At 70.5% G+C, this 17,998-nt stretch carries 15 protein-coding genes; 10 read left to right on the top strand and 5 right to left on the bottom strand.

Translation table 11 applies throughout. The annotated features are described in order from the left end of the window. The first annotated feature begins 60 nt into the window (after positions 1 to 60). From AKH00_RS18455 to AKH00_RS12990, 8 genes are all read left to right on the top strand, one after another. Complete coding sequence (locus AKH00_RS18455) at positions 61 to 2,934, top strand: helix-turn-helix transcriptional regulator (protein WP_050723173.1); 2,874 nt, start codon at positions 61 to 63, stop codon at positions 2,932 to 2,934. A gap of 75 nt (positions 2,935 to 3,009) precedes the next feature. Then, positions 3,010 to 3,213: a cold-shock protein gene (locus AKH00_RS12960; RefSeq protein ID WP_050723174.1), complete on the top strand. Its 204-nt coding sequence runs from the start codon at positions 3,010 to 3,012 to the stop codon at positions 3,211 to 3,213. A 179-nt stretch (positions 3,214 to 3,392) separates the two neighbouring features. Further along, the gene (locus AKH00_RS12965; RefSeq protein WP_050723175.1) at positions 3,393 to 4,415 is read left to right on the top strand and encodes an iron-siderophore ABC transporter substrate-binding protein; all 1,023 of its coding nucleotides are present in this window, start codon (positions 3,393 to 3,395) and stop codon (positions 4,413 to 4,415) included. Between the two features lie 26 nt (positions 4,416 to 4,441). Then, complete coding sequence (locus AKH00_RS12970; protein ID WP_050723176.1) at positions 4,442 to 5,485, top strand: FecCD family ABC transporter permease; 1,044 nt, start codon at positions 4,442 to 4,444, stop codon at positions 5,483 to 5,485. Between the two features lie 5 nt (positions 5,486 to 5,490). After that, entirely contained in the window at positions 5,491 to 6,552 is a 1,062-nt protein-coding gene (locus AKH00_RS12975; protein ID WP_050723369.1) for a FecCD family ABC transporter permease, read from the top strand. After that, entirely contained in the window at positions 6,549 to 7,349 is an 801-nt protein-coding gene (locus tag AKH00_RS12980) for an ABC transporter ATP-binding protein (RefSeq protein WP_050723177.1), read from the top strand. The genes AKH00_RS12975 and AKH00_RS12980 overlap by 4 nt, the downstream gene beginning before the upstream one ends. Then, positions 7,339 to 8,298: a siderophore-interacting protein gene (locus AKH00_RS12985; RefSeq protein ID WP_050723178.1), complete on the top strand. Its 960-nt coding sequence runs from the start codon at positions 7,339 to 7,341 to the stop codon at positions 8,296 to 8,298. The genes AKH00_RS12980 and AKH00_RS12985 overlap by 11 nt, the downstream gene beginning before the upstream one ends. A 61-nt stretch (positions 8,299 to 8,359) precedes the next feature. Beyond that, positions 8,360 to 9,052 carry a ThuA domain-containing protein gene (locus AKH00_RS12990; RefSeq protein WP_050723179.1) on the top strand — a complete coding sequence of 231 codons (693 nt, stop codon included), beginning with the start codon at positions 8,360 to 8,362 and terminating at the stop codon, positions 9,050 to 9,052. Between the two features lie 190 nt (positions 9,053 to 9,242). Here AKH00_RS12990 and AKH00_RS12995 read toward each other — a convergent pair whose 3' ends face one another. Continuing rightward, positions 9,243 to 10,085, bottom strand: a complete 843-nt coding sequence (locus AKH00_RS12995) for an alpha/beta fold hydrolase (protein WP_050723180.1) — start codon at positions 10,083 to 10,085, stop codon at positions 9,243 to 9,245. 95 nt (positions 10,086 to 10,180) lie between these two features. Here AKH00_RS12995 and AKH00_RS13000 point away from each other — a divergent pair, with 95 nt between their 5' ends. Beyond that, entirely contained in the window at positions 10,181 to 10,753 is a 573-nt protein-coding gene (locus AKH00_RS13000) for a TetR/AcrR family transcriptional regulator (RefSeq protein ID WP_050723181.1), read from the top strand. Positions 10,754 to 10,931: 178 nt separating this feature from the next. Then, on the top strand, positions 10,932 to 11,729 hold the full coding sequence (locus AKH00_RS13005) for a TspO/MBR family protein (protein WP_050723182.1): 798 nt from the start codon (positions 10,932 to 10,934) through the stop codon (positions 11,727 to 11,729). On the opposite strand, the gene AKH00_RS13010 is transcribed toward AKH00_RS13005, so the two are convergent. From AKH00_RS13010 to kdpB, 4 genes are all read right to left on the bottom strand, one after another. Further along, positions 11,711 to 12,382, bottom strand: a complete 672-nt coding sequence (locus tag AKH00_RS13010) for a response regulator (protein ID WP_050723183.1) — start codon at positions 12,380 to 12,382, stop codon at positions 11,711 to 11,713. The two genes, AKH00_RS13005 and AKH00_RS13010, sit on opposite strands and share 19 nt — an antisense overlap. Continuing rightward, positions 12,379 to 14,895 carry an ATP-binding protein gene (locus AKH00_RS13015; RefSeq protein ID WP_050723184.1) on the bottom strand — a complete coding sequence of 839 codons (2,517 nt, stop codon included), beginning with the start codon at positions 14,893 to 14,895 and terminating at the stop codon, positions 12,379 to 12,381. The genes AKH00_RS13010 and AKH00_RS13015 overlap by 4 nt, the downstream gene beginning before the upstream one ends. Beyond that, positions 14,892 to 15,491 carry a potassium-transporting ATPase subunit KdpC gene (gene kdpC / locus AKH00_RS13020; RefSeq protein ID WP_050723185.1) on the bottom strand — a complete coding sequence of 200 codons (600 nt, stop codon included), beginning with the start codon at positions 15,489 to 15,491 and terminating at the stop codon, positions 14,892 to 14,894. Before kdpC ends, AKH00_RS13015 begins: the two co-directional genes overlap by 4 nt. A gap of 110 nt (positions 15,492 to 15,601) precedes the next feature. After that, positions 15,602 to 17,998, bottom strand: coding sequence for a potassium-transporting ATPase subunit KdpB (gene kdpB / locus AKH00_RS13025; RefSeq protein WP_050723186.1), 2,397 nt, complete (start codon positions 17,996 to 17,998; stop codon positions 15,602 to 15,604).

Raw genomic sequence — 17,998 nt, forward strand, 5'->3', positions numbered from 1 at the left:
GGGGTTCCGCCGAGGGCGGAGACCCGCGCGGATGTCGGAGGCGGGTGGCACGATGAATCCATGGCCCCCGTCTCCAGCACCGCGATGATCGGCCGCGAGGTCGAGTCCGCCGCGGTGCGCGCGGCGTTCGAGCGTGCGGTGGGCGGCGTGCCGACCGCGCTGCTCGTCGAGGGCGAGGCCGGTATCGGCAAATCGCGACTGCTGCGCGAGTTCGGCGCTGAGGTGGCGAACCGGGCCGACGTGCACGTGGGCTGGTGCCTCGACCTCGGAGCTTCGCGGACCCCGTTCGGGCCGATCACCGGCATCCTGCGGTCTATCGTCGCCGCGCTGGGTGTCGACCGCGTGCGCGATGAGCTGGGCGTCGGCGTCGAGGCGCTGGGCGTGCTGCTCCCCGAACTCCACCCCACCGAGCGCTCGCAGACGAGTCCCGACCGGGTGCGCGATGCGATCGCGGCCCTCGTCGAGGTCGCCGCCGAGAACGCGCCGCAGGTGCTGGTGGTCGAAGACCTGCACTGGGCCGACGACTCCACTCTTGCGATCCTCTCGTTCCTGCTGCGCAGGATTCCGCAGGGGCGCATCCTGATCCTGCTGTCGTGCCGCTCCGACGACGTCCGCCGCGGCGATGCGGTGAGCTCCTTCATCGGCGAGTCCACGCGGGCGCGGCTGATCGAGCGTGTGCAGGTCGACCGTCTCAGCCCGGGCGCGGCGCGTGCGCTGGCCGAGGCGATCACGGGACATGCGCTCAGCGACACGGTGGCCGAGCGCATCCAGACGAGAGCCGAGGGAGTGCCCTTCTTCGTCGAGGAGATCGCCGGATGCTCGACCGGCCCGCTCCCCGGCACACTGCGCGATCTGCTGCTCGCCCGCTTCGACCGCCTCGGCGACGACGCGCGTCGTGTCGTCCAGGTCGTGTCGGGTGCCGAGCGGCCCCTTCCGCACCCCCTGGTCGCCGGGCTCGTCGGCCTGCCGGAGCCGCAGCTCGACGAGGCGATCCGCGAGGCGACGTCCAGCGGCATCCTGGTGGTGGTCGACGACACGTATCGTTTCCGCCACGCGCTGCTGCGCGAGGCCGTGCACGACGACCTGCTGCCCGGGGAGCGCGCGAGACTTCACCGCACGTACGCGGAGCGGATGGAGGCCGACGCCGCCCGTCAGAAGGTCGATGCGGCGGCGCTCGCCTATCACTGGCAGCTCGCACAGGATGCCCCGCGAGCGCTGGCCGCAGCGGTGACGGCGATGTCGGACGCGAAGTCGCGGTTCGCGTTCGCGAGCGCGGGTCGGTTCGGCGAACGCGCTCTGGATCTCTGGATGCAGGTGCCGGATGCCGAGAGCGCCGTCGCCGTGCCGCGGCTCGAGTTCCTGCGGTCGCTCGGCTCGGTGCTGCGCAACGGCGGCGACGGAGAGCGCGCGCTCGCCGTGGTGAACCTCGCGCTCGCCGAGGTCGACCCCGAGACCGTCGACCCGCGTTTGCACGCGAGACTGCTCCGCGACAAGGCCTACTACACGATGAACGTCGGGCGCACCGGAGCGATCCCGCTGCTGCAGCAGGCGCTCGCGGTGCTCGACGGCCGCGTCGACGACGATCGTCTGCGCGCCTCTATCCTCAACCAGCTCGCGAGTCGCTACATGGTGGCCGCACGCCTCGAAGACGCGGTCGAGCTGGCGACGGAGGCGGGAGACCGCGCCGAGGCCGCGGGATCCGCGGAGGAGGCGTCGATCGCGGCCAACGTCCGCGGCGGCTCGCTGGCGCATCTCGGCCGGATCGCGGAGGCGCACGAGGAGTACGCCCGGGCGATGTCGCGGGCGGACACCACGAACGCCGAGCTGCGGTACCGAGTCAACTACTCCGATCTGCTCGGCCTCCTCGGCCGGTATCGAGACGCGGTACGTGTGGCCGGAGAGGGCTTGGAGCGGGCTCGCGACTTCGGCGTCGAGCGCACGACGGGCGCGATCATGACGCAGAACATGGCGGTGCCTCTGCTCGAGCTCGGCGAGGTCGAGCGGGTCGAGGGGATGCTCGCGCGCGAGCTCTCGCAGGAGACGCTGCGCATCTTCCAGACCTACGCGACCATGACCCGAGTGCGGGTGCTGTCGTGGCGGGGCCGTCATGAGGAGGCCGCCGAGATCGTACGGGAGTGGCACCCGATGTTCGAGGAGGCCGGACGGGACGAGCGGCAGATCTGGTACGACGAGGTCATGATGCGCGTGGCCGTTGCCGAGAGCCGCGGTGACGACCTCGGGGCGCTCGACGAGATCCTGCAGATGCTGCGTGACGACGGCCCCGCGCTGCTGCACGAGAGGCGGCTGCTACTGGAGGCCGGGTGGCTGATCGCTGAGCTGCACGCGAGCGGCGCCGAGGTCGGCGACGCGATCGACGAGGTGCGTGCCGCCTGGCTCGCCCAGCCCGAACAGCTGCGCGGCGACGCGTGGGAGACGATCCTCGACGCGTTCCTGTCCCCGTCGCTCGAGGCGCTGCGGGTGGCGGTCGCTCTGGTCGACGGCGACGACGTTCCCGTGACGTTCCGCGCCATGGCCCGCCTCGAGCTCGCGCGGCTGCTCGTCGGCGCCGGGGAGCGCGCCGAGGCGGGAGCCGTGCTCGACGAAGCCGCACGCATCGCCGAAGCGCTCGGCCACGATCGGCTCATCCGTGGGATCGGGGTTTACGCCAGTGCTGCCGGGCTGCGCACACCCGTCGTCGTGGAGGACTCCGAGACCGACGCACTCACGGCGCGCGAACGTCAGGTGCTGGAGCTCCTCGCCGAGGGGTTGAGCAATCGCCAGATCGGCGAGCGCCTGTTCATCAGCGTCAAGACCGTGAGCGTGCACGTCTCCGCGGTCCTCCGGAAGCTCGGCGTGAGCAGCCGCACCGAAGCGGCCGTGAAGCATCGCGGCGATGAATTCTCGGCGACACGGCAACCTGCCGTGATACGTTGACCGGGCGTGCGCGTCGGATCTTCCGTCGCGGCGTAGGCCGCGAGAGCGGCCGTATCAACAGAAAGTAGAAAACACATGGCCACTGGCACTGTGAAATGGTTCAACGCGGAGAAGGGCTTCGGCTTCATCGCTCCTGATGACGGTTCTGAGGACCTCTTCGCTCACTACTCGGCGATCGCCGGCTCCGGTTTCAAGGAGCTCCGCGAGAACCAGAAGGTCGAATTCGACGCTGAGCGTGGCCCCAAGGGCATGCAGGCGGCGAACATCCGCGCTCTCTGAGCGCGCGCTGACTTCCTGAGCCGGCCGGATCCTCACGGATCCGGCCGGCTTCTGCATTCCGGCATTTCGTATCACGAGATGAGGCATGCCTTACTTTCTGTTAGATTAGGCCAGGCTTACCAAAGCCTGGCGCCCCGATCTGCGCCGCACCCCTCACCTCTACCTGGAAGGGCATTCCCGTGCGCACCTCCCGTCTCATCGCCGCCGGCGTCGCCGCGGCCCTCGCCGTGGGCCTCACCGCCTGCGCCACCTCGAGCGACACCGGATCGGATGCGGGTGCCAACCCGGCCGACGACGGCGCGTTCCCCGTCACGATCGAGCACGTGTACGGCGAGACCACGATCGAGTCGAAGCCCGACCGCGTCGCCACGGTGGCCTGGGCCAACCACGAGGTGCCGCTGGCCCTCGGCGTCGTGCCGGTCGGCATGAGCAAGGCGACCTGGGGCGACGACGACGACAACGGCATCCTGCCCTGGGTCGAGGACAAGCTCGACGAGCTCGGCGGAGAAACCCCCGTGCTGTTCGACGAGACCGACGGCATCGACTTCGAGGCCGTCGCCGACACGCAGCCCGACGTCATCCTCGCCTCGTACTCCGCGATCACTCAGGAGGAGTACGACACGCTCTCCAAGATCGCGCCGGTCGTCGCGTACCCCGACATCCCCTGGGGCACCACCGTCGACGAGATGATCGAGATGAACTCGAAGGCTCTCGGGCTCGAGGACAAGGGCGACGCGCTCATCGAGGAGCTGCACGCCGACGCCGAGGCCGCGCTCGACGCGCAGGGCGACCTCAAGGACAAGAAGGCGATGTTCTTCTTCGTCGACCCGACCGACCTGAGCCAGATCGGGTACTACACCCCGATCGACCCGCGCGTCGGCTACCTCAACGAGCTCGGGATGCCGCTCTCCTCGCTGCTCGAGGCGGATGCCGACACCGACCAGTTCTACCTGCAGGTCAGCGCGGAGGACGCGGCGAAGTTCGACGACGTCGACCTCATCATCACGTACGGTGACGACTCGACCCTCGCCCTGCTGCAGGCCGACCCGCTGCTGTCGAAGATCCCCGCGATCGCCGAGGGCCGCGTCGCCGTGCTGCCCGACTCCACCCCGCTCGCGGCATCGGCCAACCCGACGCCGCTGTCCATCCCGTGGGGCATCGACAAGTACTTCGAGGCCCTGGCTGCGCCGCTCGCGCAGTGATCGCGCGCACCACTCCGCTCTGACCCGTGACCGTTGTCACCGAACCCACGCCGGGCATCGCAGACCTGCGACGCCCGGCGTGGGCGCGTACCCTCTGGCTGCTGGCCGGAGCGGGCGTGCTCCTCGTGCTGTGCGCGCTGTCGGTGAGCTTCGGCGTGCGCGCCGTCACACTCGACGACATCGGGGCCGCACTGTCGGGGCACGCCGACACGATCGCCGAAGCCGCGGTCGTCAAGCGCATCCCGCGCACGGTCCTCGCGCTTCTCGTCGGAGCGGCTCTCGCACTGTCGGGCGCGACCATGCAGGCGGTGACCCGCAACCCGGTCGCCGACCCCGGCATCCTCGGGGTGTCGAACGGTGCGTCCTTCGCGGTGGTGCTGGGACTCGCGTTCCTCGGACTCACCAACCCCTACGGGCAGATGGCTCTCGCGATCACCGGTGCCGCCGTCGCGGCCGCGTTCGTGTACACGGTCGGCTCGCTCGGCCGGGGCGGAGCGACGCCCCTCAAGCTCGCCCTCGCGGGGGCAGCCACCTCCGCCGCCTTCGCCGCGCTCATCAGCGCCGTCATGCTTCCTCGCGTCGACCTGCTGCAGGCCTTCCAGTCGTGGCAGATCGGCGGGGTCGGCGGAGCCGAGTGGCCGCGTATCGCGCTGACAGCGCCGGTCCTCGCGCTCGGCGCCCTCATCTGCCTCGCGAGCGCGCGAGGCATGAACTCGCTCGCGCTGGGCGACGACATGGCCAAGGGCCTCGGCGAGAACGTGTTCCGCACCCGGCTGGTGTCCGCGCTCGGCGCGGTCATCCTCGCCGGCGCGGCGACCGCGATCGCTGGTCCGATCGGATTCATCGGCCTCGTGATCCCGCACGTCTGCCGGATGCTGATCGGCACGGACCACCGCTGGCTGCTGCCGTTCTCGGCGATGGCCGGTGCCGCACTCCTGCTCGCGAGCGACGTCGTCGGCCGGGTCGTCTCGCCGTCCTCCGAGGAGATCCAGGTCGGCATCATCACCGCGATCATCGGTGCGCCGTTCTTCATCTGGATCGTGCGTCGGCAGAAGGTGCGTGAACTGTGACCACCATGGACCGCACCGCCCCCGGGGAGACCTCGATCGCCGACCGCGCCGCCGCGATCGTCCGGGGACGCCGCGCGCGACACCGACGCCACGCCGTCGCGACGGTCGTGCTCGGTGTGCTGCTGCTCGTGCTGTTCACTGTCGCGCTCATGATCGGCAACACGTTCTACCCGCTCGACGCCGTCGTGCGCGTGATCCTCGGCGAGACCGTGCCCGGTGCGTCGTTCACGGTCGGCGAGCTGCGCCTGCCTCGGGCCGCGCTGGCAATCCTCGCCGGCATCGCGTTCGGCATGGCCGGCGTCTCGTTCCAGACGTTGCTGCGCAACCCGCTCGCGTCGCCCGACATCATCGGCATCTCGAACGGCGCCGGTGCTGCAGCGGTGATCGGGATCATCGTGCTGGGTTTCAGCGGCCCGCTCGTGTCGCTCATGGCTCTCGCCGGGGCGCTCGTCACCGCCGCGGCGATCTATCTGCTGTCGATCAGGGGCGGCTTCGCGGGCACCCGGCTGATCCTCATCGGCATCGGCGTCTCGCTGATGCTGCAGAGCGTCATCTCGTATGTGCTGTCGCGGGCCGCGTCGTGGGACATCCAGACCGCGATGCAGTGGCTCACCGGGAGCCTGAACAGCGCGTCGTGGGAGCGCGTGGCCCCGCTCGCGGTCGCCGCGGTCGTGATCGTGCCGCTGATGCTCGCTCAGGGCCGCGCGCTCGGCGCCATGCAGCTCGGCGACGACTCGGCATCCGGTCTCGGCGTGCGGGTGAACGCGACGCGCGTGCTCTGCATCCTCGGTGCCGTCGCGCTGCTCGCGTTCGCGACCGCGGCGACGGGACCGATCGCATTCGTCGCGTTCATGGCCGGCCCTATCGCGGCTCGCATCACAGGACCCGGAGCGAACCTGCTCCTGCCGAGCGCCTTCGTCGGGGCCGTGCTCGTGCTGGGCAGCGACCTCATCGGGCAGTTCGCGTTCGGCGAGCGCTACCCGGTCGGCGTGATCACCGGCGTGCTCGGCGCCCCGTATCTGATCTATCTCCTCATCCGCACCAACCGCTCGGGAGGCTCTCTGTGACCGAAGCGCACACCCTGAGGGCGGACGCCGTCACCCTCGCCTACGGCGATCGCACGATCATCGACGGTCTCGACCTCGACATCGCCCCCGGCAGGATCACCACGATCGTGGGGGCGAACGGATGCGGCAAGTCGACGCTGCTCCGCTCCCTCGCCCGCCTGCTCTCGCCCACCGCCGGGCAGGTCGTCCTCGACGGCACCTCGGTGCACTCGCGTCCGACCAAGGAGGTCGCGCGCATCCTGGGTCTGCTGCCGCAATCTCCCGTCGCGCCCGAGGGAATCGCGGTCGCCGACCTCGTCGGCCGTGGCCGGCATCCGCATCAGAAGATGCTGTCGCGCTGGAGCGCGCACGACTACGAGGTCGTGGCGGATGCTCTCGCTGCGACCGGCACCACCGAGCTCGCCGACCGCAGCGTCGACGAGCTGTCGGGCGGGCAGCGGCAGCGCGTGTGGATCGCGATGGCCCTCGCCCAGGAGACCGACATCCTGCTGCTCGATGAGCCGACGACGTTCCTCGACGTCGCCCACCAGGTCGAGGTCCTCGACCTGCTCACCGACCTGAGCGTGTCGCGCGGCACCACGATCGTCATGGTGCTGCACGACCTCAACCTCGCGGCCCGCTACTCCGATGAGCTCGTCGCGATGAAGGTCGGCCGCGTGCACGTCACCGGCACGCCGCAGGAGGTCGTGACCGCCGAGCACGTCGAAGAGGTCTTCGGCCTCGCCAACCAGATCACCGTCGACCCGGTCTCCGGGAAGCCGATGGTCACCCCGATCGGAAGGCATCATGTCCGCTGAGACGACCACCACCGACCGCCCCACGTACGTCCTCGCGCGCGCCGAGGTGCGTGGCGTCGAACGCGTGTCGCCCAACTTCGTGCGGGTCACCTTCGGCGGCGAGGAGCTGTTCGAGTTCGGCACCCCGGGCGACGTCTTCGACGCCCGCATCAAGCTGATCTTCCCTCCGGCATCCGGCGTCCTGCCGACGCTCGACCGGGAGACGGGGGACTGGTGGGGCTCCTTCCTCGCCGTGCCCGAGGAGGAGCGCGGATCGATGCGCACCTACTCGGTGCGCGACCTGCGCGTGACGGATACCGGGACCGAGCTCGACGTCGACTTCGTGCTGCACCTCGCGCCCGGTCTCACAGGTCCCGCGTCGCGCTGGGCCGATGCGGCCGCGGTCGGCCAGGAGCTGTTCCTCGTGGGGCCGCGGCGCGGTGTCGCGGCGTCCGACCACGGTGGGGCGGAGTACGAGCCCGGAGGCGCGGCATCCGTCGTGCTCGCGGGTGACGAGACGGCCGCCCCGGCGATCGCGCGCGTGCTCGAAGACGCTCCGCGCGACCTCCGCGGCGTGGCGTTCATCGAGGTGCCCTCCGCCGAGGACGAGCTCGCGATCGATGCGCCGGCCGGTGTGGAGGTGCGCTGGCTGCCTCGCTCCGAGGAGCAGATGCACGGTGCGCTGCTGATCCCCGCGGTGCTCGCGCACCTCGGCGACGCGGACGCCGGCGACGACCTCGACGTGACGGACGTCGACACCGAGGATCTGCTGTGGGAGACCCCCGACTACTCCGGGCTCGGCGAGGACATCGCCGTGACGGACGCCCCCGCGGACCGCTACTTCTGGATCGCGGGCGAGAGCGGGGTCGTGACGACCCTGCGCCGGCACCTCGTGAAGGACCTCGGCATCGACCGCGGACAGGTGGCCTTCATGGGCTACTGGCGTCGCGGGGTCGCGATGCGCGGCTGACGATTTCGGTCGTCGAGCGAGGAATGAGGCTGAACGCCGGGGATCCCGCGAGGATGGGGCCATGCCCGATGCGCTGATCCTCACCGGCAGCGGCCGGTACTCCGACCCGTGGCATCCGTACGACGAGACGAGCCTGCTGCTCGCGGGCCTCGCGATGGATGCCGGCTTCGAGCCCCGCATCGAGACGGACGTCGATGCGGCGCTGCGCGATCTCGACGCGGACGTGCGGCTGCTCGTGGTGAACGCGGGCGACCCGGAGGGGCCGGATGCCGAGGGTGGCAGAAGTGACGCTCCTCCGCGGCCGAGCGATCTCGCCGCCGGGGATGCCGCGCTGCGCAGTGCGCTCGAGCGGGGCATCGGAGTGCTGGTGATGCACTCCGGGGCGGCGAGCCTGCGCGACTACCCGAGCTTCGGGACCGCACTCGGCGGCCGCTGGGTGCGCGGCGAGTCGTGGCACCCGGAGTTCGGCGATGCCTGCGTGCACGTGGTGCTGGAGCATCCGCTCGCCGCCGGCCTCGCCGACTTCGACGTGCAGGATGAGCGGTACACCGACCTGCGGATGGATGCCGAGGTGCAGCGTCTCGCGGAGCACGAGGAGGGCGGGGTGCGGCATCCGCTCGTGTGGACGCGGCAGCTCGGGACATCGCGTCTCGTCTACGACGGACTCGGGCATGACGCGCGGTCGTACGCCTCGGCGGGCCACCGTGAGCTGCTGCGTCGCGTGCTCGCCTGGCTGGGGGAGCCCGGTCGTTGAGCGAGCGCATCCGCCCGTTCGTTGAGCGAGCGTAGCGAGACGAAACGCGGTGACCCCTTCTCGGGACTCACCGCGTTTCGTCTCGTCGCTGCGCTCCTCGCTCAACGACCCGGGGGGCGCGCTGCGCTCCTCGCTCAACGACCCGGGGTCGCGCTGCGCTCCTCGCTCAACGAGCGGGGATGGCTGCGCCTTACTTCGCGAGGAAGTCCTTCAGAGCGGCGTTGACCTCGTCGGCGTGGGTCCAGAGGAGCCCGTGCGGGGCGCCCTCGACCTCGACGTACTCCGCCTCGGGCACGGCCTGGTGGAACCGGCGCGCGGTGGCGTCGATCGGCAGGATGTTGTCCTTCGTGCCGTGCAGGATGAGGGTGGGCTTGCCGGCGGCGCGAACGGCCTCGACGTCGCCGCGGAAGTCCTCGATCCAGGCGGGGACGACGGCGTAGGCGGCGACGGGTGCGCTGCCGATCGCGACGTTCCAGCTGCCGTCGACGGCTTCCTGGCTGATGCGCGAGCCGAGGTTCTCGTCGAGGTTGTAGAAGTCGTTGTAGAACTGGGTGAACCAGGCGAAGCGGTCGCCCTTCGCTGCGGATTCGATGCCGTCGAACACGTCCTGCGGCACGCCGTCGGGGTTGTCGTCGCGCTGCACGAGGAAGGGCTCGAGCGAGGCGAGGAACGCGAGCTTCGCGACCCGCTCATGTCCGTGCTTCGCGACGTAGCGGGCGAGCTCTCCGGTGCCCATCGAAAAGCCGACGAGCACGACGTCGCGGAGGTCGAGGGTCTCGAGCACCGTGTTCAGGTCTGCCGCGAACGTGTCGTAGTCGTAGCCCGTGCCGACCTTGGACGACTGGCCGAAGCCGCGGCGGTCGTAGGTGATGACGCGGTAGCCCTGCGCGAGCAGTTCGCGCGTCTGACGCTCCCAGCTGTGACCGTCCAGCGGGTAGCCGTGGATCAGCACGACCGGCTGCCCGGAGCCCTGGTCCTCGTAGTAGAGCTCGATGGGGGCGCTGTTCTCGTTGCCGACGGTGATGTAACCCATGATCCTGATCCTTTCGGTTCCGGTGAGAACGATCGTTCTCGCTCGATGTCCTCAATCTAGAGAACGATCGTTCTCATGTCAAGTACACTGGGAGCATGACCGAGGAAACAGCGCGTGAACAGATCCTTGCGGCGGCTGAGGGGCTGTATTACCGCAAGGGATACGCCGCTGTCGGCATGGACGAACTGCGCGCCGCATCGGGCGTGTCGCTCCGGAGGCTCTACTCGCTGTTCCCCGCCAAGACCGACATCGTGAAGGCCGTGCTCGACCGCAAGCACGCCGAGTGGGAGAGCGGACTCACCGACGCCGTGGCGGGTGCTGGAGCGGACCCGCGCGACAGGCTCCTCGCCGTCTACGGCTACCTCGAGGACTGGTTCTGCGCCGACGACTTCCGCGGGTGCGCCTTCATCAATGCCTTCGGCGAACTCGGCGGAACGAACCCCGAGGTCGCGGAGATCGTCCGCGCGCACAAGGCGTCGTTCCAGGCGTACATGGCCGATCTCGTGGTCGACGCCGGCGCCCCGGCATCCCTTGCCGCCCAGCTCTCGATCCTCGCCGAGGGTGCGCAGAGCACCGCCGCGATCTCCGGCGACTCCCGGGTGGCGGCGCAGGCGCGCGCCGCGGCCGACGTGCTGATCTCGGCAGCGGTCACGGCCCCCGCACTCTGACGGAGATCTCTCGATTCGCAGGATCATGCGAGAGAAGCGGACCTGCGTGACGCGAGATGTCCTGCGGATCGTGTGAATCCATATCGTCCGGATCACATTTCGCTAGCCAGGCTAGACAGTTGCTTGGCGAGAGTCAAGGCCCTCCGGAACGCGCGCTCGCTCGCGTAGCGTGCGGGACATGGAATCTCGGATGCAGGACATCTCCCGCCAGACCGCGACCATCGCCGCCGCGGTCTTCATGCTCATCGCCGCGGCGGTCGGCTCCGGAGCGTTCGGCGGCACCTCCGTGAGCGAACTGCAGGACGGAGCGCTCTCCGCCTCCGGCTCCTACCTCGCACCCGCGGGACCGGCGTTCTCGATCTGGTCGCTCATCTACATCGGGCTCATCGCGTACACGGTCTGGCAGGCGCTCCCGGCGCAGCGCGCGAACGACCGGCAGCGCGCGGCGGGCTGGTGGATCGCCGCGACCATGGTGCTCAACGGCCTCTGGCTCGTCACGGCGCAGTTCCTGACGCTGCCGCTCACGGTGCTCATGATCGCCGTCCTCCTCGCGACTCTGGCGCGCGTCATCCTCCTGCTGAACCGCCGCCCGGCCCGCGGATGGGCCGAGCGGATCGTCGTCGACGGGACCAACGGCCTGCACTTCGGCTGGGTCACGATCGCGACCGTCGCGAACATCACGGCCTGGCTCACGCAGGTCGCCCCGGCCGACTGGGCGGATGCCGCCGAGGTCTGGGCCGTCGTCGTCCTCGTCGCGGTGCTCGTGATCGGTGCGGCCAGCGCGCTCCTGACGATGCGCATCGCCCCGTCCCTCGCCACCGCGTGGGGCCTCGCGTGGGTCGCGGTCGGACGCACGACCGGCGAGCCCGACAGCGCGGTCACCGCAGTCGTCGCGGGCATCGTCGCGGCGCTGCTCGTCGTCGCGGGCGTGCTCGGGGTGCTGCGGCGCCGCGCGCTTCAGAGCACGAGCCGGTAGCCCATCCCGGACTCGGTGAGCAGATGCGCGGGAGCCCCGGGCTCGCGCTCGAGCTTCTTGCGCAGCTGCGACATGTACAGGCGCAGATAGCCCGAGTCCGACACCTGCTCGCTGCCCCAGATCTCCTTGAGGAGGTCCTGCCTGGTCACCAGGGCACCGGGATGCCGGGCGAGATGCTCGAGCATCCGCCACTCGGTCGGTGTCAGGTGCACCCGAGACCCCGCACGCGTGACGGTCTTCGTCGCGAGGTCGACCACGACATCGGCGAACCCCACGGTCGACTCCCCGCCGGCTGGCGCCGCGCGGCGGGACAGCGCACGCAGTCGGGCGAGCAGCTCGTCGACCTGGAACGGCTTGGTGACGAAGTCGTCGGCGCCGGCATCCAGCGCCTCGACCTTGTCGGCCGATCCCGTGCGTCCCGAGACGACGATGATCGGCACACTCGTCCATCCGCGCAGGGCCTGGATGACCTCGATGCCGTCGAGCCGGGGCATCCCCAGGTCGAGCATGATGAGGTCGGGGTGGGTCTGCGCGGCGGCGGCGACCGCGGCGGCACCGTCCGGTGCGACCACCACCTCGTACCCGTGCGCGGCGAGCGTGATGCGCAGCGCCCGCACCATCTGCGGGTCGTCGTCGGCGATCAGGAGCTTCACTCCGCCCCCTCCCTGTCGGCGCCGGCCAGCGGCAGCGAGATGACCATGGTGAGGCCACCACCCGGGGTATCCTCGGGAGTCAGGCTACCGCCCATCCCCTCGGCGAACCCGCGCGACAGGGCGAGGCCGAGCCCGAGACCGGTCGTGTTGTCGGTGTCGCCGAGCCGCTGGAACGGCTGGAAGATCGCGTCCCGCTTCTCGGCCGGAACGCCCGCACCGCGATCGATCACTCGGATCTCGGCCCGCTCTCCGAGCGTGCTCGTCGACACGATCACGCGGCTGCCGGCGGGCGCGTGACGGTGCGCGTTCGCGATCACGTTCACGAGCACGCGCTGCAGCAGCACGGGGTCGGCCGCCACCGCCGGAAGCGCGACGTCGAGCGCGAGCTCGACGTCACCCGGACCCAGGTCGAGCTCGTCGACGGCCGCGAGCACGGGCCCGGCGATGTCGAGTCGCATGGTCGACACAGCCAGCACCCCGGCCTGCACGCGGCTCACATCGAGCAGATCGGTCACGAGGGTCGACAGCGTCGCGAGGCTTTCATCGGCGGTGGCGAGCAGCTCCTCACGATCGGATGCCGACAGCCCGTGCGCCCCGCGGAGCCCGCCGATCGCGGCGACGGCCGACGCGAGCGGGCGCCGGAGGTCGTGGCTCACGGCGGAGAGCAGCGCGCTGCGCACCTGGTCGGTCTCGGCGAGCGCCGCGGCCTCGCGTGCCGTCGCGCGCAGATCGGTGTGCTCGATGGCCGCGGCGAGCTGGGCCACGATCGCGTCGAGCAGCCGCCGCGCGGGAGTGTCGAGCGGTTCGCCGTGCAGTTCCAGGACCGCGGGGGATGCGCCGTCGACGTCGATCCTGGTCGCACGGCCGTCCGGCACGGGCTCACCATCGCTCGCGAGCACCTCGCCGTCCGGCGTCAGCAGGCGCACACCGGCGAGGCCGAACGCCTCCCGCGTGCGACTGACGAGCGCGAGCACGGCGTTGTCGCCGCGCAGCACGTTGCCCGCGACGGCGGCGAGCAGCTCGGCCTCGGCGGCGGCGCGCTGCGCGGTGCGGGCACGCCGGGCGGCCTGGTCGACGATGATGCTCACGAGCACGGCGATCAGGACGTACAGCGCGAGCGCGAGCACGTGGAGCGGATGCGCGATCGTCATCGTGAACAACGGCGCGACGAACAGGAAGTCGAGGGTGATGCCCGACAGCACGGCCGCGAACACCGCCGGACGGACGCCGCCGACGAGGGCCACCACGACCACGAGCAGCTGGTATGCGAGCACCTCGGCCGTGATGGACTCGGGGCTGCGGAACGTGAACATGATCCACGACAGCACCGGACCGACCACGAGCGCGAGCGCGAAGCCGAGCACCTGTCGGCGCCAGCCCAGCGCACCGCCGGTGATGCGGGGGAGGCGCACGCGACCTCCGGCGGCGGCGTGTGTGACGATGTGCACGTCGATGTCGCCGGAGCGGCGGATGACCTCGGCTCCGATGCCCGGGCCGGTCAGCGCGGCGGCGAGGCGGCCGCGCCGGCTCACGCCGATCACGAGCTGCGTGGCATCCGCGCCCTGGGCGAACTCGACGAGGGTCTCGGGGATGTCGTCGCCGATGATCTGGTGGAACGTGCCGCCGAGCGACTCGACGAGGGACCGCTGCGCCGCGAGCGCGCCCGGCGTCTCGTCGCGCAGTCCGTCCTGGGCGGCGACGTGCACCGCGAGCAGCTCCCCGCCGGCCGATCGCGCGGCGATGCGGGCTCCGCGGCGCAGCAGCGTCTCGCCCTCCGGGCCACCGGTGAGGGCCACGACCACCCGCTCGCGCGCCTGCCAGGTGCCCTCGATCCCATGGTCGGCGCGGTAGCTGCGCAGGGCGGAGTCGACCTCGTCGGCCAACCACAGCAGCGCCAGTTCGCGGAGCGCCGTGAGGTTGCCGAGACGGAAGTAGTTCGACAGCGCCGCGTCGATGCGCTCGGCGGGATACACGAGTCCCGCGGCGAGACGATCGCGCAGCGTTTGCGGCGCGAGATCGACGACCTCGACCTCCTCGGCCGCCCGCACCACGGCATCCGGGATCGTCTCCTGCTGTGCGATGCCGGTGATCTTCTCGACCACCGCGTTGAGCGACTCGATGTGCTGCACGTTGACGGTCGTGACGACGTCGATGCCGGCATCCAGGAGTTCGCCGACGTCCTGCCAGCGCTTGGGGTGCGCCGAGCCCGGGATGTTCGTATGCGCGAGCTCGTCGACCAGCGCGATCTCCGGGCGCCGCGCGAGCACGGCGTCGAGGTCCATCTCGGTGAGCGGCACGCCGCGGTGCAGGTCCGTGCGCCGGGGGATCTCGGGGATGCCGACGGTCAGCGCCGCGGTGGCGGCGCGCTCGTGCGTCTCGACGATCGCGATCACGACGTCGCGGCCCTCGTCGAGCAGGCGCCGCCCCTCAGCGAGCATCTCGAACGTCTTGCCGACTCCGGGCGCCGCACCGAGCAGCACGCGCAGTCGGCCGCGCCTCCCGGATGCCGTCATTCGCCCTCCCGCTCATCGAGCGCGAGATTGATCTCCGCGACGTTGATGCGCTCCTCGCCGAGGAATCCCAGATCCCGCCCTTGAATCCTAGACTCCACGAGGTCGCGCACCTCCTGCTCGGGCAGGCCTCGCTCCGCCGCGACCCGGGGGACCTGGAGCAGTGCATAGTCGACGCTGATGTGCGGGTCGAGGCCGGAGGCGGATGCCGTCACGGCGTCGGCCGGCACCGCATCCTCGCTCACGCCCTCCCGCTGCGCGATCGACGCCCGACGCTCCTCGATCGCTGCGACGAGATCGACGTTCTCGGGGCCGAGGTTGCTGCCGCTCGAGCTCGTGCCGTCGTAGCCGTCGCCCGCGGCCGACGGGCGGGACTGGAAGTACTGGGGGAGCGGCTCACCCTCGGCATCCGTGAAGGACTGCCCGATCAGGGAGCTGCCCTTGTCGTCGGGGAGGGGCGATCCGTCGGCCTGGACGGGCAGGAGTAGCTGCCCGATCCCGGTGAGGACGAGCGTGTATGCGACGCCGAGCACGAGTGTGAGGACGAGCATCGCGCGCACGGCGACGCCCGTGGTGCGGAGGGTGGAACGGGTGGACATGGGGAGACCTTTCGAGGTGGACCTGGTCGTTGAGCGACACTTCGACTCGCTTGCGCTCGCTCAGTGCGGGTCTTCGCGAGACGAAACGCAGAGACGAAACGCGCCGTGGGTCAGAATCCGGGGATGAGGCTCACGACGAGGTCGATGAGCTTGATGCCGAGGAACGGCGCGATCACTCCGCCGAGGCCGTAGACGAGGAGGTTGCGCTGCAGGATCTGCGAGGCGCTCGCCGGCGTGTACTTCACTCCGCGCAGCGCGAGCGGGATGAGGAACACGATCACGATCGCGTTGAAGACGATCGCGCTCGTCACCGCGGATGCCGGGGAGTGGAGCTGCATGATGTTGAGGACAGCGAGTCCGGGGAAGACGCCCATGAACATCGCCGGGATGATGGCGAAGTACTTGGCGATGTCGTTCGCGAGCGAGAACGTCGTGAGGGCGCCGCGGGTGATGAGCAGCTGCTTGCCGATGCGCACGATGTCGATGAGCTTGGTCGGGTCGGAGTCGAGGTCGACCATGTTGCCGGCCTCCTTCGCGGCCGAGGTGCCGGTGTTCATCGCGACGCCGACATCGGCCTGAGCCAGTGCGGGGGCGTCGTTCGTGCCGTCGCCCGTCATCGCGACGAGACGACCGCCCTCCTGCTCGCGCTTGATGAGCTCGAGCTTCTGCTCGGGGGTGGCCTCGGCGAGGAAGTCGTCGACGCCGGCCTCCTCCGCGATCGCGGCGGCGGTCAGGGGGTTGTCGCCCGTGATCATCACGGTGCGGATGCCCATGCTGCGCAGCTCGTCGAACCGTTCACGCAGACCGTCCTTGACGATGTCCTTGAGGTGCACGACGCCCAGGATGCGGTCGGCGCGTTTCGTCTCGCGAAGACCCGCACTGAGCGAGCGCAAGCGAGTCGAAGTGTCGCTCAACGACCCGCGGGTGGTGGCCCTCTCCTCGGTCGTTGAGCGAGGAGCGGAGCCCCGAGACGAAACGTCGTGCGTCTCTTCGGCGCGTTTCGTCTCGCTGCGCTCGCTCAACGACCGGGTGGTGGTGGCGTTCTCCGCGGTCGTTGAGCGAGGAGCGGAGCGACGAGACGAAACGTCGTCGGCCGTACGCACGGCGACGACGAGGGGGGTGCCGCCGCTCGAGGCCACGCCGTCGGTGAGGGCCGCGAGCTCGGCATCCGCTCCCAGCCCCAGCCACACGGCCACCGCGGAGCCTGCGCCCTTGCGGATCTGCGTGCCGTCGGCGAGGTCCAGCCCCGACATGCGCGTCTGCGCCGTGAAGGGCACGACCACGGCATCCGCCGGCTGCTCGACGCGGATGCCGCGGCTCGCTGCCAGCTCGACGATCGACGCCCCCTCGGGGGTGGGGTCGGCGAGGGAGGACAGCGCCGCGATGCGCAGCAGCTCCTCGGCGTCGACGCCCGACAGCGGCAGCACCTCGTGCGCACGGCGGTTGCCGTAGGTGATCGTGCCGGTCTTGTCGAGCAGCAGAGTCGTGACGTCACCGGCGGCCTCGACCGCGCGTCCCGACATCGCGAGCACGTTGCGCTGCACGAGTCGGTCCATACCGGCGATGCCGATGGCCGAGAGCAGCGCGCCGATCGTCGTCGGGATGAGGCACACCAGAAGAGCGATCAGCACGGGGATGCTGACGGGCGACGCCGCGTACGAGGCGATGGGGTTGAGCGCGAGAACGACCACGACGAACACGATCGACAGGCTCGCCAGGAGGATGTTCAGTGCGATCTCGTTCGGGGTGCGCTGGCGGCTCGCGCCTTCGACGAGCGCGATCATGCGGTCGACGAATGTCTCGCCGGGCTTCGAGGTGATGCGCACGACGATGCGGTCGGACAGCACGCGGGTGCCGCCAGTGACGGCCGAGCGGTCGCCGCCGGACTCCCGGATCACCGGGGCGCTCTCGCCCGTGATGGCCGACTCGTCGACGGTCGCAATGCCCGCGACGATGTCGCCGTCGCCCGGGATCAGGTCGCCGGCCGTGACGATCACGATGTCGTCGCGCTGCAGCTCGGCCGACGAGACCTCGACGGTCTCGGCGCGCTCGGCCGCAGCATCCGTCGTCGCGTCGTAGCGGACCACGCGCCGGGCCATCGTGCTCGTTCGGGTCTTGCGCAGCGTGGCGGCCTGCGCCTTGCCGCGGCCCTCGGCGACCGACTCGGCGACGTTCGCGAAGAGCACGGTCAACCACAGCCAGATCGCGATGCCCCACGTGAACGGCGTCGGCACGGCGGTGCCGCCGGAGGCCGCGGGCCCGCCGAGGAACGGCTCGGCGATCGCGAGCACGGTCGTGAACGCCGCGCCCACCCAGACCAGCAGCATGACGGGATTGCGGACGAGGGATGCCGGATTCAGCTTGCGCAGCGCGCCCGGCAGCGCCTGCGTGAGCTGCGCCCACCCGAACGAGCGTGGTGCGGAAGTGGGGGTGGCTGCCGCGGCATCCTCCCCTTCGGTCGTTGAGCGAGCGGAGCGAGACGAAACGTGCGAAACGTGCGTAGCCAT

It is taken from the genome of Microbacterium sp. GCS4 (genome assembly GCF_001262495.1).
In the GTDB taxonomy this organism is placed as follows: Bacteria; Actinomycetota; Actinomycetes; order Actinomycetales; family Microbacteriaceae; genus Microbacterium.

Excerpts from the sequence above, each read along its gene's own strand:
- AKH00_RS18455 (WP_050723173.1), top strand. The coding sequence starts at position 61 with ATGGCCCCCGTCTCCAGCACCGCGATGATCGGCCGCGAGGTCGAGTCC.
- AKH00_RS12960 (WP_050723174.1), top strand. The coding sequence starts at position 3,010 with ATGGCCACTGGCACTGTGAAATGGTTCAACGCGGAGAAGGGCTTCGGC.
- AKH00_RS12975 (WP_050723369.1), top strand. The coding sequence starts at position 5,491 with ATGGACCGCACCGCCCCCGGGGAGACCTCGATCGCCGACCGCGCCGCC.
- AKH00_RS12985 (WP_050723178.1), top strand. The coding sequence starts at position 7,339 with ATGTCCGCTGAGACGACCACCACCGACCGCCCCACGTACGTCCTCGCG.
- AKH00_RS12990 (WP_050723179.1), top strand. The coding sequence starts at position 8,360 with ATGCCCGATGCGCTGATCCTCACCGGCAGCGGCCGGTACTCCGACCCG.
- AKH00_RS12995 (WP_050723180.1), bottom strand. The coding sequence starts at position 10,085 with ATGGGTTACATCACCGTCGGCAACGAGAACAGCGCCCCCATCGAGCTC.
- AKH00_RS13000 (WP_050723181.1), top strand. The coding sequence starts at position 10,181 with ATGACCGAGGAAACAGCGCGTGAACAGATCCTTGCGGCGGCTGAGGGG.
- AKH00_RS13005 (WP_050723182.1), top strand. The coding sequence starts at position 10,932 with ATGGAATCTCGGATGCAGGACATCTCCCGCCAGACCGCGACCATCGCC.
- AKH00_RS13015 (WP_050723184.1), bottom strand. The coding sequence starts at position 14,895 with ATGACGGCATCCGGGAGGCGCGGCCGACTGCGCGTGCTGCTCGGTGCG.
- kdpC (WP_050723185.1), bottom strand. The coding sequence starts at position 15,491 with ATGTCCACCCGTTCCACCCTCCGCACCACGGGCGTCGCCGTGCGCGCG.
- kdpB (WP_050723186.1), bottom strand. The coding sequence starts at position 17,998 with ATGGCTACGCACGTTTCGCACGTTTCGTCTCGCTCCGCTCGCTCAACG.